Consider the following 16,301-nt stretch of genomic DNA (forward strand, 5'->3'; position numbering starts at 1 on the left):
ATCAGGCCGATAAACAAGTTAACCGCGGAGTTAACCGCGGAGTTACCGCGGCGTTACCGCGCACCGACGCCCATCACGTCATCAACGGCAGCAGCGTGGCCGCAATCGCCGCGAACGAAGGCCTGCTCTCGACCGTTTCGCTCACGCATGAGGCCGCGAGGGCTTCAAGCTCGCCCGCGCCGGGCAGCGTTCCCGGCTCGCATCGCTCGATCAGTTCCTCGAGCAAATGGCCGAATGCGCGCACTTCCAGCCGCTGCAGTGCCGATCCGAGCGCTCGATCGTCGGTGTCATAGAACGACGCCGCGCCGAAATCTCCGAGCAACGCGCGCCCCGCGCCGCAATGCAGGATGTTATGCGCATACAGGTCGCCATGCATGATGCCTCGCTCGTGCAGATGGCAGGCCGCCGATGCGATGCCATGCGCGATACGCAGTGCCGACGCCGGATCGAATCGCACGTCATCCGCGTAGACATCGCGCGTGCAGGAATCGAGGCTCGGCGGCGCAGCGAGATTCGCGAAGGCCGGATCGATCAGCTCCATCACGAGGCCGTGCGTGTCCGACGGATGGTCTTTCACTTTGCCGATCACCGGGATCAGGTTCGGGTGCTGCCCTGCGTGAATGCAGGCGGCCATTTCGCAGTCGGGCAAGCCGTCGCTCGTCACGGCACCCTTGAAGAGCTTGACGGCGGCCGGCTGCGACGAACGACCGTCATCCGCCAGCCGCGTCGCCCGATAGATGATGCCCGATGCGCCTTCGCCCAGCTTTTGCTCGACCGCGAGCGAAGCCCAGCGCACGTCGGCGATCGACGTGTCGGCGGACGCCGCCGCTTCCAGCGCGCCGGTGAACGGATTGCCTGCGTACGCGAGCCACGCGAGGCGGGGCATCCGCAACAGCCACGCGGGCAATTCGCTCAACCGGTTGGCCGACAGACGCACGAGTTCGAGCCGTGAGCACGCAGCCATTTCCTCAGGCAACGCGCGTAACCGGTTGCCCGCGAGCATCAGCTTCTGCAGCCGTGCGCAGTCGCCGATCTCCGCGGGCAGCGATTCGATCTCGTTGTCGGTCAGGATCAGCCAACGCAGTTCGCGCGGCAGTGATTTGCCCGAAACCTTGCGGATGCGATTCGCCTTGAAGCCGATCATGCTCAGCTGCGGACACTCGCCCAGAACATCGGGCAACTCGGTAAACGGGTTATTCGAAGCAAAGAGGATGCGCAGCCGGCGCAGGCGCGGCAGATCGTCCGGCAGCGTCGAAAGCGAGTTGCCGGACAGGTCGAGCGTTTCAAGCGTGTCGGCAAGATCGAAGATCTCGCGCGGAAATTCGGTCAGCCCGCAAGCGAGCTTCAGATGCCGGGCACCCGCGAGCTGTCCGGACCGGAGTTGTTCAATGGAGGCTGTCACGATGGAGGATGGAAATCGGCTGCCGGTGTTGATCGGCCAACCGCGCCAATTCTACTAGGAGCGGATTCCGGCAGGCGTGCATTTCGGCACCCGACAGGCTGTCGTTACCGTCGCGGCGGGATGCGGCGCCAGGTGACCACCACGACCAGCAGAAACGCGACGTACACGACGGCAAACACCCAGGCCGGCAGATCGTAGTACATCCACACGCTCACCCAATGCTGAATGAATCCCTGTGGGCCGGCCCTGCCGATGCGCAGCCAGTCCTCGAGGACGGTGAGCGGGCAAGGCAGGTCGAGGGCCGCCAGTGCGGCGACGATGCCGATCGCGCCGAGGTGCGCGATCCGGAATGCCCGGTTACGCACCCAGTTGCGCTTGAACGCGGCGCCCACCCAGATCGCGAGCAACCCGCCGACGATGAAGATGACGAGCATCGCGTGCACGACCAGAACCGTATTCGCCAGCCAGATCATCGCGTCCTTCCTTGTGCGTTCGCGCGCGCCGCGCGCGATGCAACCGGCGGGCGTATCCTTGATCGTGGACGCGTCAGCGTACAGGGCGTCGCGCCAACGCGCGTGCGGGAGCCTTGTACAGCGTAGTGGAAAACAGCCCGAATCGTGACGCGTGTCGCCGTCGCGTGTCTGATCTTCTTCGCAGGAGTCGCGATGATGCAGGATCGGTTCATCTACTTTCCCGAGCGTGCCGAGGTCGGCGACGTCGAATCCGGCGGGCTGCACGCGTGGCCGTCGCGAGATGCGTTTCGGGGCTTGCTGGCCGAGCCGGCCGGACCGGTGCGCGGAACGGCCATCGCGTTCCATGGCAACGCCGGGCATGCCGGGCACCGTGCGTACTACGTGACGGCACTCACGCGCTTGGGGTTGCGTGTGATTCTCGCCGAATATCCGGGCTACGGGCCACGTGAAGGTACGCCATCCGAAGCGAGCCTGGTTGCCGACGCGCAGCAGACGATCGAAATCGCGCATCGGCGTTACGGCGCGCCGCTGTTGCTCGTCGGGGAATCGCTCGGCGCCGGCGTGGCGGCAGAGGCCGGTGCACACGAGCGCGACAAGGTCACGGGACTGCTGCTGATCACCCCGTGGGACACGCTCGAGCACGTCGCCGCGCATCACTATCCGTGGCTGCCGATGAACTGGATGCTGCGGGACCGATACGACAGCACGGCCCATCTGGCGTCGTTCGGCCATCCCGTCTTCGTGGCGGTCGCGGAGCGGGACAGCATCGTGCCAGCCCGCTTCGGCAACGCGCTTTACGATGCGCTTGGCTATCCGAAACGACGGGTAGTCGTGAAGGCGGCGGAGCATAACGACTGGGTCGGCTTCGTCGACGATGCGTGGTGGCAGGACGCGATCGGCTTCCTGCTCGAACCGTCCCATTGAACGATGAAATCCCGTTCCGTTCCGCCCAAGGGACGACGCTTCTATGTGCTCGATGCGGACGACGTGCCCGTCGAAGTCTTCGACGAAGATGCGTGGTCGCGCTGGATGTCCGAAACCGACCTCGTCTTCCGTCGTACCGTGCTGGATGATTCCGGCGTGACGATCACGACGCGTTTTCGTGGCGTTGCGGATGCGAAGTCCGCGGACGTCTGCCTGTTCGTGACGCGCATCGCCGGAATGGCCGAGCAGGAGAACAAGGCCTTCGCCGCACGTACCGCCGACGAAGCGCTGGAGCAGCACGAGCGCGTGCTGCAGGAGATTCTCCGGAAGTTGACCGGGCGGTAGTCGCCCTCGGTTGCGTAGCTGCGCACCGCGCTATTCGTTCCGGAGATATTGCCGATTTCCGATATCGCGGTGCGCGATAACAGATGCTCGATGTCGCGAACGCAGGCGTTTGGTTAAAGTAGCGGTCATGTGACGGGCGAGCCGGCGCTGCATCTGCTGCGCGCTGCGACCCGAACGACGAAACCTCGATACCTCGATACGCACGACCGATGACCACCGAACAGAACGACGACGACCTCGACCCCGCCATTGTCGCGATCCTCGCGGCGCTGCACGAAGCGGCGCACGACCCCGCGGGCAAGCCGTGGTCGCTGCCGAAACTCGCGAAGCGCACGCAATTGCCGATGAGCTCATTGCGCCGAGTGTTGACGCAGCTCGACGCCGGCGGTCTGACCGCGACGACCCTGCACGAAGACGGCACGGGCACCGCGGCATTGACCGAAGACGGTCGTGCAGTGTGTGCACAGCTTTTCGATGCGGCGTAACAAGGGCGGGGTGGGCCGCCGAAGCGACCCGCCTTCCGTCCAGATGGCCTGACGCGACGCGCAATCGATCACCAGCGCGCCGTCACCCCGGCCATGACCGAATGATCGTACGTTTGGTCGTTCAACCCGCGCCGGTACCCGATATCGAGATCGAGCCACGGTTTTGGTGAATAGATCGCGCCGGCGATCACGAATGCGGGATTCGCCGACGCGTTGCGCTCGGCATTGCGTGACGTGCCGACATCCACGACGATCTGGAACGTATCCGTGGCCCGATAGATCGCGGCCCCCGACACCTGCCAGATCGAAGTCAGGTCGTCCTGCCGATTCGGCTGGTACGTGATCCCGGCATTCGCGAGAAACGAAAACCGCGCGACATCGACCTGCGCGAGCATCGTCGCGCCGGCGCCGACGCGCCCGGTGCCGAGGCCGCGCTGATCGTCCCCGGTCGGGAACGATACCGTCGGCTTCAGCGCAAGCGTGAACGGTCCGCGTTCGAGGAAGCGCCATTTCATGCCGACCTCGACATCGCCGAAGCCCGAGCCGTTTTCGTCGGATCGCGTCTGCAGATGCGTATACGGCGCGTTGACGTACAGATCGACCCGTTCGCCGAACCCGCGCGTCAAGGTCGAATTCCAGAGCTGCTGACGTCCGGTTTCCTCCTGTTTCGACGTCTGCTCGGCGTTCAGTTCGATCTGCCAGTTCGCGTTGCCCTGCGTGCCCGTGTCGTCGCTGACGAGCGGATGGGCGGCGTCCGCACCGATCGGCGCGAAGAAGGCGCTCGCGGCGGCGAGCGGTAGCATTCTTTTCATTACATCACCTGTGAAGCGTTGCAGATGTCCGGCCCACGCGTCGAGCGCGAGCCGGACGGCTGTCAGTGGATCGCCACGGCGGGCATCAGAACCATTGCTTGTAGCGGCGCACGTAGATCGTCTTCACGATCTGCGCGAGCAGGATGTAGCCCGTCATCGTTGCCGCGAGCCACAGCCAGTAGCTGTTCGGCAGGTGCATGAAGCCGAGCTTATCCGCGAACGACGAGAACGGCAGCCAGCAGCCGATCGCGATCGCCGTGAACGTCGACAGCAGCACCGGCAGCGCCGCGGTGCTTTGCAGGAACGGAATCTTCTGCGTGCGCAGCAGGTGCACGACGAGTGTCTGCGACACGAGGCTTTCGATGAACCAGCCGGAGTTCATCACGATCTGACCGCTGGAGCCGCCGTTCAGGTGGAACATCGCGCCCGCGCCGAACACGGTCCACATCAGCACGTAGGTGGTGATGTCGAACACGGACGACGTCGGCCCGACCCACAGCATGAAGCGGCTGATGTTGCCGGCTTCCCACTTGCGCGGCTTCTTCAGGAACTCGGGATCCATCTTGTCCCACGGCAGCAGCATCTGCGACGTGTCGTAGATGAGGTTCAGCACGAGCAGCTGTGTCGCGAGCATCGGCTCCCACGGCAGGAACGCACTGGCGACGAGCACCGAGAACACGTTGCCGAAGTTCGAGCTCGCGGTCATGTTCAGGTACTTGAGAATGTTGCCGAACGTCTCGCGGCCCTTGAGCACACCTTCCTCGAGCACCATCAGGCTCTTCTCGAGCAGGATGATGTCGGCGGTTTCCTTCGCGATATCCGCGCCGCTGTCGACGGAGATGCCGACATCCGCGTCGCGCAGTGCCGGCGCGTCGTTGATGCCGTCGCCGAGGAAGCCGACCGTGTGGCCGTTCGCCTGCAGCGCCTTGACGATGCGCGCCTTCTGCAGCGGCGTGAGCTTCGCGAACACAGTCGTGCGTTCGACCACCTGCGCGAGCGTCGCGTCGTCGAGCGCTTCGATCTCGGTGCCGAGCATCGGCTTGCCGGGTTCGAGGCCGACCTGGCGGCACACCTTCATCGTGACGGTCGGGTTGTCGCCGGTCAGCACCTTCACCGCGACGCCGTTCTCGCGCAGCGCGGCGAGCGCGGGCGCGGCGGAATCCTTCGGCGGATCGAGGAAGGTCAGGAAGCCGCGCACGACGAGGTCGTGCTCGTCGGCGGTGCGGTATTGCTTGAGTTCATCGCCGCGCGTGATCGCGCGCGTCGCGACGAGGAGCACACGGAAGCCGTCCTCGTTGTAGGCGCTCGCCTGCTCGATGAGCCGCTTGCGTGCGACGAAGTCGAGCGCCCGCACGCCTTCGTTGTCCTGCACGTGGGTCGATACCGCGAGCATTTCCTCGACGGCGCCCTTGCAGATCAGCAGGTGCTCGCCACGCGTGTCCTCGACGACGACCGACAGGCGCCGCCGCACGAAATCGAACGGCAGTTCGTCGATCTTCTTGTAGCCCTGCGGCTTCACGCGATCGCCGATCTCGTTCGCGCGATTCACCACCGCGATGTCCATCAGGTTCTTCTGGCCGCTCTGGTGGAAGCTGTTCAGCCAGCCGAGCCGAAGGATTTCCTCGTCCTTCTGGCCGAATATGTCGAGATGGTGCTCGAGGATGATCTTGTCCTGCGTGAGCGTGCCGGTCTTGTCGGTGCAGAGCACGTCCATCGCGCCGAAGTTCTGCACGGAGTTCAGGCGCTTGACGACGACCTTGCGGCGCGCCATCGCGACCGCGCCGCGCGCGAGGTTCGCGCTGACGATCATCGGCAGCATCTCCGGCGTCAGGCCGACGGCCACCGCGAGTGCGAACGTGAGCGCGCTCAGCCAGTCGCCCTTGGTGAGGCCGTTGATCATGAAGACGATCGGCACCATCACGAACATGAACTTGATCAGCAGCCAGCTCACGCTCGCGACGCCACGGTCGAAGCTCGTCTCGATGCGCTTGTGGCTCACGACGTTGCGCGCGAGCGAGCCGAAATAGGTGTCCTCGCCGGTCGCGACGACGACGGCCGTTGCGGTGCCGCTGACGACGTTGGTGCCCATGAAGCAGACGTTCTCGAGATCGAGCAGCGACAGCGATGCATCGTTCGCGGCACCGGCCGCGCGCGCATTCGCGGACTTGCCGGCGACCGCGCCGAGCGTGTCGTACTTCTCGACGGGCAGCGCTTCACCCGTCAGCACGGCCTGGCTGATGAACAGGTCGCGCGACGCGATCAGGCGCACGTCGGCCGGAATCATGTCGCCGGCCGACAGGTGCACGATGTCGCCGATCACCACTTCGCGCATCGGCACGTCCCGCTTCGCCGGCTCGGCCGTGTCGGTCACCGCGCGTTGCACGGTCGCCGTCGTGCGCACCATCGCCTTGAGTTTCTCGGCGGCGCGCAGCGAGCGGAATTCCTGCACGAAGCGCAGCAGCGCGCTGATCGTGACCATCGTCAGCAGGATCGTCATGCCGACGTAGTCGCGGTCGTCGGGGGCCGCGAAGTAGACGTCGGTGAGGAAGCTGATCGTGGCGAGCACCAGCAGCACGTAGACGAACGGATTGTGGAACGAGTGCAGCAGCTGGCGGGCCCAGTGCGGCGGCTTGTCATGCGCGATCTCGTTCGGCCCGTAATGCTGCAGGCGGTCGGCGGCCTGCCCGTAGGTCAGGCCGCGCGTGCTGGTGCGCAGCGATTTCAGCGTGTCGTCGAGCGGGCCGGCGGCTTCCTGCGCGGCGCGCATGATGCGCGGTTCGTTCTGCTGGCCGGCGCCGCCGGTCTTGATGAAGCCGCGCTGTTTCTTGTGCGAGGGGTTGCTTTGTGTCATGTGTCGCTCCATGCGCGTAATGCGGCGGGCGGGGAGCGCACGTTATCGACGAACGAACGCTCCCTGCCGCGTCGCGTCGGGCGCGATCGGCTGTGGATCGGTGAAGAGGGGGCCGCTCGCCGGCGCGCCGTGCATCGTCAGGCAGTGGGCGCGCAGGGCCGCACCGGCGAGCGGTAATCGACTACTGTCGTCTGAGTTCATCTGCACTCCTGTCGTTATCGGTCAGCGGCACGGGCGGTCGGTGGCGTTGCGTGCGTGACGGCACGAACGCCGGACGGCGCGCGAACGGATTGCGCGCGCAGCCGGGCTGCGTGCGCGACGAGCGTGCGCTACCGCGTCGGCGGTCGCACGTCGTTCAAGAAATCTGGCGGGGATTCTGGCCAATCAGGCCGGAAGGACGCCGCATCCTGCTTCCCGGGATGCGGCAGAAGACGAGGCTCTGCGCGGTTTCCTCAGGCGGCAGTCATGTTGGTCAAGCACCAACTACAACTCGCATCGGTGTTCACAGAACACTCCATATGTTTAGACCGGGGCGATGTTAAAGGGACGCAGTGCGAAGCGTCAACCCTTTTGTAAGAGATTTATTTTGAGATCGTCATGCGTCGTTGGGCAGATCGTAAGGCAGCACGGGTTTCCTGTTCGCCGGGCGCGTTGCGCGCGCACCGGCGAAGCCGTATGTGGCGTCCTTCCAGCAACGAAACACGCGTTCGGCGGGGTGCCGAACGCGTGTCCGTTGCCGCGTCGCTGCTTGCGTGCGTTACTGCGTCGACGCGGTCACCGCGGCGGCTGCATCGAGGATGCCCGAGCCCGCGGGCATCGCCGTGCACGACGTGCCGGCCGCGAGCTTCGTCGTGCGCGCGCCGCCCTGCAGCTTTTGCTGGATCTGCGCGGGCGTGAGGTTGCCGTTGACCGCGAGCATCAGCGCGGCGACGCCCGACACCTGCGGCGTCGCGAAGCTCGTGCCGACCGCGAGGCCGTAGCTGTCCGTGCCGGGCACGGTCGTCCCGGTGTTCGACGTCGACAGGATGTTGACGCCCGGCGCGCTCAGCGCAACGTCGGTGCCGAAGTTGCTGAACGATGCGCGCAGGCCGGTCGTATCGGTCGCGCCGACGCTGATGACGCCGCGGCAGTTCGCGGGCTGATCGAGTCCGGTCGACAGGCCGTCGTTGCCGGCCGCGACGACGACCGTCACGCCTTTCGCGGTCACGTCGTCGATCGCCTGCTGGAACGTCTGGCTGCACGTACCGGTGCCGCCGAGGCTCAGGTTGATGATCTTCGCGGGCGTCGGGTTGGCCGGCGCGCCACTGACCGCAATGCCGGCTGCCCAGCGCATCGCGTCGGCAATGTCGCTCGTCACGCCGCCGCACTTGCCGAGCACGCGTACCGGCAGGATCTTGCCGAGCCACGACACGCCCGCGATGCCGATGTTGTTGTTCGCGGCCGCGCCGATGATGCCCGCGACGCGCGTGCCGTGCCAACTGCTGTCGCTCGGCGTGCTCGCGCAGTGATAAAACGGGCCGCTCGAGTTGTCGATTTCCTGCTGCGTGACCCAGTCGCCCGGATCGGTCGCGTCGGGGCCGCGCGTATTGCCATTGTTGCTCGTGTTGACGTCGGAGATGAAGCTGTAGCCGGGCAGCAGGTTGCTGACGAGATCGGCGTGCGGGCGGTAGCCGGTGTCGAGCACGGCGGTGACGACCGTCGGCGAGCCCTTGGTGCGCGTCCAGGCCGCAGGCAGGTCGATGCCGGCTGTCGGATCGGATAAGTACCACTGCTGGCTGTAGTCCGGATCGTTCGGCGTGTCGCGCACGCTCATCCGGCGATCCGGTTCCGCGTAATCGACGTCGCCGTCGGCCGCGAACACCTGCGCGAGCGCAGTCGCGTCGGCCGCCGCGATGCGCTGCCCGAGCGTCAGCACGGTTGCACCGTTCGCCATCGTCCGCTCGACCTGCACGTTCAGCTGGGTTTGCGACACCGTGCTCGAGTACGCGTGTGCGGCGCCGTTCGGCGAGCCCCACGCAGTCATCGCGCGCTGGATCACCGCATCGATGCGCGACGTGCCGTTGGCGGCCGACATCGCGTACGCGGCCGTCACGGTTTTCAGCTTCACGATCAGGTGATCGACTGGCGGCTCGTTCGCGGTGGCGGCGGCTTGCGCGGCCATCTGCACGGCGGCCTGCTGGGTTGCGCACGCGTTGCTGCTGGTCGACGACGGATTGGGCGCGGGGGCGGGTGACGGAGCCGGCGAAGGGGCCGGTGCGGCGGTGGACGGCGACGGGCTGTTGCCGTCGCCGCCGCCGCCTCCGCAGCCAGCGAGCGGCAGCAGCGCGGCGGCGGACAGCATGCCGGCCAGTGCGCGGGCGTGAGCGAACCGTGCGACTGCGGGATTGAAACGTTTGGCGCTCATGTTGAAACTCGATCCTGATAAATAACCGTCGTGCCGGCGGTGTGGCAGTCGGGCCGGTCACCGCGGCCGTCGCATGCATCGTGCGTCATTGCGTCGGCGTCGTTCTGCGGGCATCCGGTCCTTCTCGTTGTCGTCTGGTGGCTCGGCAGCAACAGTTGCTGCAGCGCGCCACGCTCTGGGTAACGGCTTGCTCAGCGGCTTCTTGAGTGCGTTTCAAAAGAAAACATGGTGGGCGCGCAAACGATAGCGTTGCTGCATGCCAGCATGAACGCGCGTTTGGAACGGCTGGTACACCCGCGTGCCCGGCCGCGCAGCGAGACCGGGCGGCGCGGGGCGTGTCGAAGATGTGCCATCGCGACGTTGCGGCGGCACGGCAGCGCATCTGCAGGGCTCGGATGACGACAGCGGACCTTACGCTTTCCCTGATGCGGCGCGATTTTGGCGGGCGTAGGATCGCGGTTCGATCCACGATTCGTCAGGAGAAAGGCATGGACCGTCGTTATCGCTGGCTGGCTGTCGCGCTGTCCTGTGCGCTGGCCGGCGCCGCGCATGCGCAGGCGCCTGTGGGTACGCTGAAGAAGATCAAGGACACCGGCGTCGTGTCGCTCGGCATCCGCGAATCGTCGGTGCCGTTCTCGTATTCGGACAACCAGCAGAAGAACATCGGCTATTCGCGGGACATCGCGTCGCGCATCGTCGACCAGATCAGGACGGATCTGAACCTGCCCGGCCTCACGGTGAAGGAGATTCCGATCACGTCGCAGAACCGGATTCCGCTGCTGCAGAATGGCACGATCGATTTCGAATGCGGATCGACGACGAACACGCTCGAGCGGCAGAAACAGGCGGCGTTCTCGAACAGCATCTTCCTGTACGGCATTCGCTTCAGCACGCGCAAGGATTCCGGCATGAAGGACTTCCAGGATCTCGCGGGCAAGACCGTCGCGACGACGGCCGGCACGTCGGACGAGCGGCTGCTGCGCAAGCTCAACGAAGAGAAGAACATGAACATGACGATCATCAGCGCGAAGGACCACGCCGAGGCGTTCATGAACGTGACGACGGGCCGCGCGGTTGCATTCGTGATGGACGAGCCGCTGCTGTTTGGCGAACTCGCGAAGGAACGCAATCCTGCTGCGTACACGGTGACGGGCACGCCGCTCGTCCACGAGAACTACGCGTGCATGATGCGCAGGGACGATCCGGTGTTCAAGCATGTCGTCGACGGCGTAATCGCGAAGATGCAGACTTCGGGGGAAGCGGAGAAGCTGTACAACCGCTGGTTTACGCAGCCGATTCCGCCAAAGGGGATGAACCTGAACTATCCGGTTTCGGACGAGATGAAGCAGCTGTTCAGGAATCCGACGGATCGGGCACAGTATTGAGCGCGTGGTGTCGAGCCGGGCGCGAGCAGCGCAGAGTGGATGCCGCCACGATGCCCGAATCGAGGGCGGCACGTGTCGGTATCTGCAAACGATGCTTGCGGTCGCCTGACGATCCATCGATGACGCTCCACACTGAGGCTGATTTCAGATTAGACGATTCCTGCGCTTCTCACTATTCGTTGCCGATATTTTTTTGCTACACCCAACGCAAAACGTTGCGCACGCAACGCCGCCGGGTTGTATCGGCCGTTGAGCGTGACGCACGTGCGGTTCCGCAGGAGCGTCTTGTAATTCGGCGATAGTTTCCTACCATGTATTGCATTCGACGCCGACAGCGAATTGTCCCGGCTTGATCGGGAATAGAACGACAGGAGCTGCGGCGCGAATATTCAATTTCGCATCGTATTCCGGGGAATCGTTGCATTGAATAAAACCATGGCCATCCCGAGTGCTCGCTCGGGGAATCGTCCGGGATAGTACGACCGGCATTCACCCATCATCGATGTCAGCGCGACGTTCTCGGCGCGGGGAGAGGATTTGCCGCCGATGTTTCGTCGACGATAAAAATTCGAAGTGCAAACTATAAAGGGGGATCGCCTGTCTCCACCGTCGAAGCCCGCCGACCCGGACGCGCGACGCGCGCCTCGATGCGGCACCGGCACGCGCTGTCCTGTCGCGCGCCGGGGATCTGCCTTGGCTTATACCCACTATTTGCGCCCGCCGCTAACGTTCCGCACTCGTGTGCCGATAAACCATGCTGGCCACGACCGAGCAAACATAGAGGGGTTTCAATGCACTTCTGGCGCAAGCTATCCATTCAGAACAAGCTGATTCTCAGCATGACCAGTTGCCTGCTGGTCTTCGTTGCGATTTCGACCGCGCTGAGCCTCCGGTTGATCGGGAGCGCCGTGCGCGAGCGCGTCGTGCATGACGAGCTGCCGACCGCGGTGAACAGCATCCGCGCCGACGTGCAGCGCCAGCTCGCGGGGCCGATCGCGGCGTCGCGCGTGCTGGCGCGCGACGCGTTTCTGCTGCAATGGGAGGCCGATGGCGAACCCGACGCCGGCACGCGCAACTGGATGCAACTTGCGGAGAACGTGAAGGCGGAGCAGAAGGCCGCGTCCGTGCAGTGGGTGTCGCTGAAGAGCGGCAACTATTACAGCGAGGCCGGCCTGCAACGGAAGATCGGCGACAAGGATCGGTGGCTGTCGGCGTTCATCGCGACCGGCAAGCCGTTCGAGGTCAACATGGACCACGAGGTGACCGTCGGTGGCTACATGATGTTCATCAACAGCCGCGTGGAGCTCGACGGAAACCCGGTGGGCGCGACCGGCATGAGCCTGTCGGTGGATGCGCTGGCCAGGGGCATCGCCGCATACCGGATCGGCGAGACCGGGTATGCGTATCTCGTGCGTCCGGACGGCGCAATCATGATGCATCGCGATACGGCGCTGATCGACGGAAAGCACTTCCTGGCGAACGAGGCCGGCTTGGCCGGCGACGCCGCATCCGCGCTGCTGGCCGGCAAGCCGTACGCGTGGCTGAGCTATGCGGGAGCAGGCGGCGCGCGTTTCATCGCGACGTCCTTCATTCCGGAGCTGAACGCGTACGTAGTCGTCGAGGTGCCGGAGGCGGAAATGCTCGGGCCCGTCACGCATGCGATCCGGAATGCCGCGCTGGTCGCCGCTGTCGCGGGCCTCGGTGTCGCGCTGGTGGTCATTCTGCTGGTCGGGCGAGCGATTGCCGCTCCGATCCGGCGTGCGGCGTCATTGCTGTCCGAGATCGCGAGCGGGCACGGCGATCTGACCCGTCGCATGATGGTCGAGAGCGAGGATGAGATCGGGCAGTTGTCGGACGCGTTCAATCGTTTTGTGTCTTCGCTGGCGACGCTCGTTCATCGTATCCGGGCCGCATCGACGTCAATTGCGACCGGCTCCGCGCAGATTGCGTCGGGCAACGCGGATCTTAGCGAGCGTACCGAAGGACAGTCGAGCAACCTCGAGAAGACCGCAGCGTCGATGGAGGAGATCACCGCCGTTGTGAAGAACAACACGGAAACCGCGCGCACCGCGGCCCGGCTGGTCAACGGCGCGTCCGATACCGCCGTGCGCGGTGGGCAGGTGGTCGGAGATGTGGTGAGCACGATGGAGCAGATCAGCGACGCGTCGAACCGGATCTCCGAGATCATCGGTCTGATCGACAGCATCTCGTTCCAGACCAACATCCTCGCGCTCAATGCGGCAGTGGAAGCCGCGCGCGCCGGCGAACAGGGCCGGGGCTTCGCGGTGGTGGCCTCGGAAGTGCGCAATCTCGCGCAGCGCAGTGCGCAGGCGGCGAAGGAGATCAAGGTGTTGATCGAGCACAGCGCCGGGACGGTGAACGTGGGTTCGCGGCTGGTCGGCGAAGCGGGCGCGGTGATGCGCGACGTCGTCTCGCAGGTGCAGGGCGTCAGCACGATGATGAACGAGATCGCCGATGCGAGCCTGGAGCAGAGTGCCGGTATCGATCAGATCGGCAGCGCGGTACAGTCGCTCGACGAGATGACGCAGCAGAACGCGGCGCTGGTCGAGGAGAGTGCGGCGGCGGCGGAGAGTTTGAGGCAGCAGGCAGCGGAGTTGACGCGGTTGGTGGCGGCGTTCAAGGTCGATGCTTGACGGTCATTGTCCTTCGCCGAACTGCTGCAGCACGAAATCCACGAAGCTGCGCAGTTTGGGGGTGCGATGGTCCGGCGGGTACATCAGGTACATCGGGCGGCTGGGCAATTGATAGTCGCTGAACAGCGAGACGAGCCGGCCGGCCTCGACATCCGCCTTCAACAGCGCCGCAGGTTGCATCACGATCCCCATGCCGTGCAGCGCGGCGACACGCAATGCCTGGCCCATGTTGACGCTGAGCCTGCCGTTCGCCCTGATGCTGAGCGTTTCCTCCTGAAGGCTGAATTTCCACGGCGCAGCGGCTGAAATGCTGAATGCAAGACATTCGTGCTGCGCGAGTTCGTCGGGGTGCCGCGGGGTTCCCCGTTCGGCAAGGTACTCGGGCGACGCGCAGACCATCATCCGGTAGGGGGCCAGCGGGCGCGCGACCAGTCTTGCGTCCGTGAGCTTGCCGATGCGGATCGCGGCATCGAAGCCATCGTCGAGCAGGTCCATCGCTCGATCGCTGAGCGTCAACTCGACGTCGATTGCGGGATAACGCGCCAGATAGTCGGACAGCGCGGGGACCAGCACTTCGCTGCCGAACGACACGGGGGCGGTCACCCGCAGTTTGCCGCTCGGAAGCGTCTGCCGATTCTGCGCGTGTCGGTCCGCGTCGCCGACGAGCCGCAGGATTTCCTGGCAACGCGCGTAGTAGGTCTCGCCGAACTCCGTGAGACTCAGGCGCCGCGTGGTCCGATTGAGCAGTTTCATGCCGGTGCGCTTTTCCAGCGCGCGCAAGTGGTTGCCGGCCATCGTCGGCGACATCCGGCACTCGATTGCGGCTGCGCTCAGGCTTCCCCCGTCCACCGCCCGAACGAAAACCTCCATGCTGCTCAGCAGATCCATTTAACACTCTCGCTGGAAACTGAATCAATTTATCGAGAGATTATCCAATAAAACTTTTCAATGATACTGGCGGCTCCCGTCACTGCGGCGTCCACTGCCGCTCATACAAGGAGCCTCGATATGGCGACACCTGATCCCGGATTTCGATTGACGTCGCGGTTTGCCGGACGCACTGCGTTGATCACCGGAGGCGGCACCGGCATGGGGAGAGCGGCGGCGCTCCGCCTGGCCAGGGAGGGCGCCAATGTCGTCGTTGCGGGCCGGCGACCCGCGGAGCTCGACTCGGTGGTTCGGGAGATCACGGCCGACGGCGGGCGTGCGCTGGCCGTGCCGACCGACGTGACCGATACGACGCAGGTTCAGCGTCTGGTCGCGCGCGCGGTCGACGCATTTGGCGGCCTGCACGTGGCCTGGAACAACGCCGGGATGCTCGGCGAGTTCGCGCCGCTGCATGACGCGGCGATCGAGACGTTCGACGCCGTCGTAGCGACCAATCTGCGGGGTGTGGCGGCCTGCATGAAATACGAGCTTCAGGCGATGCTGGCTGCGGGTGTGGGCGGCGCGATCGTCAATACGTCATCGTGGACGGCGCACGGCGCGATACCGGGGACGTCCGGCTACGCGGCCAGCAAGGCCGCGCTCGATGCGCTGATGCGTACCGTGTCGCTGGAAGTCGGGGCGAGCAACATTCGCGTGAACAACGTCAGCCCGGGCGTCATCGCGACGCCGATGTCCGAAGCGGCGCTCGGCGACGAGCGCGCGATGCGGCCGTTCTTGCTGCATACGCCGCTGCGGCGTATCGGCCAGCCTGACGATGTTGCCGATGTCGTGGCGTGGCTGCTGTCGGATGATGCTCGCTTCGTGACCGGGCAGAGCATTCTCGTTGACGGGGGCTTTACGTTGGGCGGGTTGCGGCCGTGGCTCAACGAGGTTGTTGCCGAGCACGGGTGAGGGTGCTGATCGACGAATGGCCGACGTGCGTTCGAGAACTGCCGCTCCATGTTGATCGCTTGAGTACGGCGACTGCTTCCGTCGTGCCGCCGGTAATGGTTGCACAACCCGTGGTCAGCGTGACGAGTCCCATGGAAGAGACCAGACTGACTTCTCCGATCAAGCGGTCGTTTTGAAGATGAAGTGGACTTGTGATCCTCTGCCAGCGTCGATGGACGGCCGCGGACAGCAACTCGTTTCCGTTGCATGCCGGGTTGGCGTGGCCACGAAGGTGCAATGTCAGACATGTTCAGGAAGCGGCCGCTACCAGCCGATACCAGCCGATACCAGCCGCTACCGACCACTACCCGCCGTCACTCGCCGGCCGATTGCCGGCAAACGACAGGACCAGTGTCCCCGTTCCAGCTACGCCTTCCCCTTCTCCTTCTTCTTCCTGGCCTGAAGCGCCGCGACGACAAAATACCCTGCCGCCGATAGCCACAGGCATCCAAACAGCAGTTGCGCATCGTTCGACGACTCGAAATTCCCTGCATTCTGGTAGCTGCACTTGATCTGCACACCCACCTGCAAGCAGCCAGTGTGGATGGCGTCAAAGAACGTCCACAGGTGATACAAGCCTAACGACAGGAAAATCACGGCAACCCGTGTATATGTTGTGGACTTCGTCATCGCGCTTACCCGTTCCCCGATAGGGCCGCACACTTCGGTTCGATTGTGTCTGACGTGA

Annotated in this window: 14 protein-coding genes; 6 read left to right on the plus strand and 8 right to left on the minus strand. The window is 64.8% G+C overall.

What is annotated here, in order from left to right:
* Positions 1–73: 73 nt before the first annotated feature.
* A complete protein-coding gene (locus G3N94_RS09085; RefSeq protein WP_205792049.1) occupies positions 74–1,402 on the minus strand; it encodes a leucine-rich repeat-containing protein kinase family protein in 1,329 nt (442 codons plus the stop codon).
* Between the two features lie 104 nt (positions 1,403–1,506).
* A complete protein-coding gene (locus tag G3N94_RS09090) occupies positions 1,507–1,875 on the minus strand; it encodes a DUF2784 domain-containing protein (RefSeq protein ID WP_205792050.1) in 369 nt (122 codons plus the stop codon).
* A 192-nt stretch (positions 1,876–2,067) separates the two neighbouring features.
* Between G3N94_RS09090 and G3N94_RS09095 the strand changes: the two genes are divergently transcribed.
* The 3 genes from G3N94_RS09095 (at position 2,068) to G3N94_RS09105 (ending at position 3,629) form a co-directional block, all read left to right on the plus strand.
* Entirely contained in the window at positions 2,068–2,799 is a 732-nt protein-coding gene (locus tag G3N94_RS09095; RefSeq protein ID WP_205792051.1) for an alpha/beta hydrolase, read from the plus strand.
* A gap of 3 nt (positions 2,800–2,802) precedes the next feature.
* The gene (locus G3N94_RS09100; protein ID WP_205792052.1) at positions 2,803–3,144 is read left to right on the plus strand and encodes a hypothetical protein; all 342 of its coding nucleotides are present in this window, start codon (positions 2,803–2,805) and stop codon (positions 3,142–3,144) included.
* A 209-nt stretch (positions 3,145–3,353) separates the two neighbouring features.
* Entirely contained in the window at positions 3,354–3,629 is a 276-nt protein-coding gene (locus G3N94_RS09105) for a transcriptional regulator (protein WP_205792053.1), read from the plus strand.
* A gap of 68 nt (positions 3,630–3,697) precedes the next feature.
* On the opposite strand, the gene G3N94_RS09110 is transcribed toward G3N94_RS09105, so the two are convergent.
* From G3N94_RS09110 to G3N94_RS09125, 4 genes are all read right to left on the minus strand, one after another.
* Positions 3,698–4,441, minus strand: coding sequence for a transporter (locus G3N94_RS09110; RefSeq protein WP_205792054.1), 744 nt, complete (start codon positions 4,439–4,441; stop codon positions 3,698–3,700).
* Between the two features lie 85 nt (positions 4,442–4,526).
* A complete protein-coding gene (gene mgtA / locus G3N94_RS09115; RefSeq protein ID WP_205792055.1) occupies positions 4,527–7,292 on the minus strand; it encodes a magnesium-translocating P-type ATPase in 2,766 nt (921 codons plus the stop codon).
* A gap of 42 nt (positions 7,293–7,334) precedes the next feature.
* Positions 7,335–7,493 (minus strand): hypothetical protein, encoded by a 159-nt coding sequence (locus G3N94_RS09120; RefSeq protein WP_205792056.1) that lies wholly within the window; start codon positions 7,491–7,493, stop codon positions 7,335–7,337.
* A gap of 556 nt (positions 7,494–8,049) precedes the next feature.
* Positions 8,050–9,696 carry a S8 family peptidase gene (locus tag G3N94_RS09125; RefSeq protein WP_205792057.1) on the minus strand — a complete coding sequence of 549 codons (1,647 nt, stop codon included), beginning with the start codon at positions 9,694–9,696 and terminating at the stop codon, positions 8,050–8,052.
* A gap of 488 nt (positions 9,697–10,184) precedes the next feature.
* Between G3N94_RS09125 and G3N94_RS09130 the strand changes: the two genes are divergently transcribed.
* On the plus strand, positions 10,185–11,081 hold the full coding sequence (locus tag G3N94_RS09130) for a glutamate/aspartate ABC transporter substrate-binding protein (RefSeq protein ID WP_205792058.1): 897 nt from the start codon (positions 10,185–10,187) through the stop codon (positions 11,079–11,081).
* A gap of 791 nt (positions 11,082–11,872) precedes the next feature.
* Positions 11,873–13,735, plus strand: a complete 1,863-nt coding sequence (locus G3N94_RS09135) for a methyl-accepting chemotaxis protein (protein ID WP_205792059.1) — start codon at positions 11,873–11,875, stop codon at positions 13,733–13,735.
* A gap of 3 nt (positions 13,736–13,738) precedes the next feature.
* Here G3N94_RS09135 and G3N94_RS09140 read toward each other — a convergent pair whose 3' ends face one another.
* The gene (locus tag G3N94_RS09140; protein WP_205792060.1) at positions 13,739–14,623 is read right to left on the minus strand and encodes a LysR family transcriptional regulator; all 885 of its coding nucleotides are present in this window, start codon (positions 14,621–14,623) and stop codon (positions 13,739–13,741) included.
* A gap of 120 nt (positions 14,624–14,743) precedes the next feature.
* Here G3N94_RS09140 and G3N94_RS09145 point away from each other — a divergent pair, with 120 nt between their 5' ends.
* Positions 14,744–15,574: a glucose 1-dehydrogenase gene (locus tag G3N94_RS09145; RefSeq protein WP_205792061.1), complete on the plus strand. Its 831-nt coding sequence runs from the start codon at positions 14,744–14,746 to the stop codon at positions 15,572–15,574.
* Between the two features lie 405 nt (positions 15,575–15,979).
* Here G3N94_RS09145 and G3N94_RS09150 read toward each other — a convergent pair whose 3' ends face one another.
* Positions 15,980–16,243: a hypothetical protein gene (locus G3N94_RS09150; protein WP_205792062.1), complete on the minus strand. Its 264-nt coding sequence runs from the start codon at positions 16,241–16,243 to the stop codon at positions 15,980–15,982.
* Positions 16,244–16,301 lie beyond the last annotated feature (58 nt).

It is taken from the genome of Burkholderia sp. Ac-20353, from assembly GCF_017104785.1.
GTDB lineage: Bacteria > Pseudomonadota > Gammaproteobacteria > Burkholderiales > Burkholderiaceae > Burkholderia.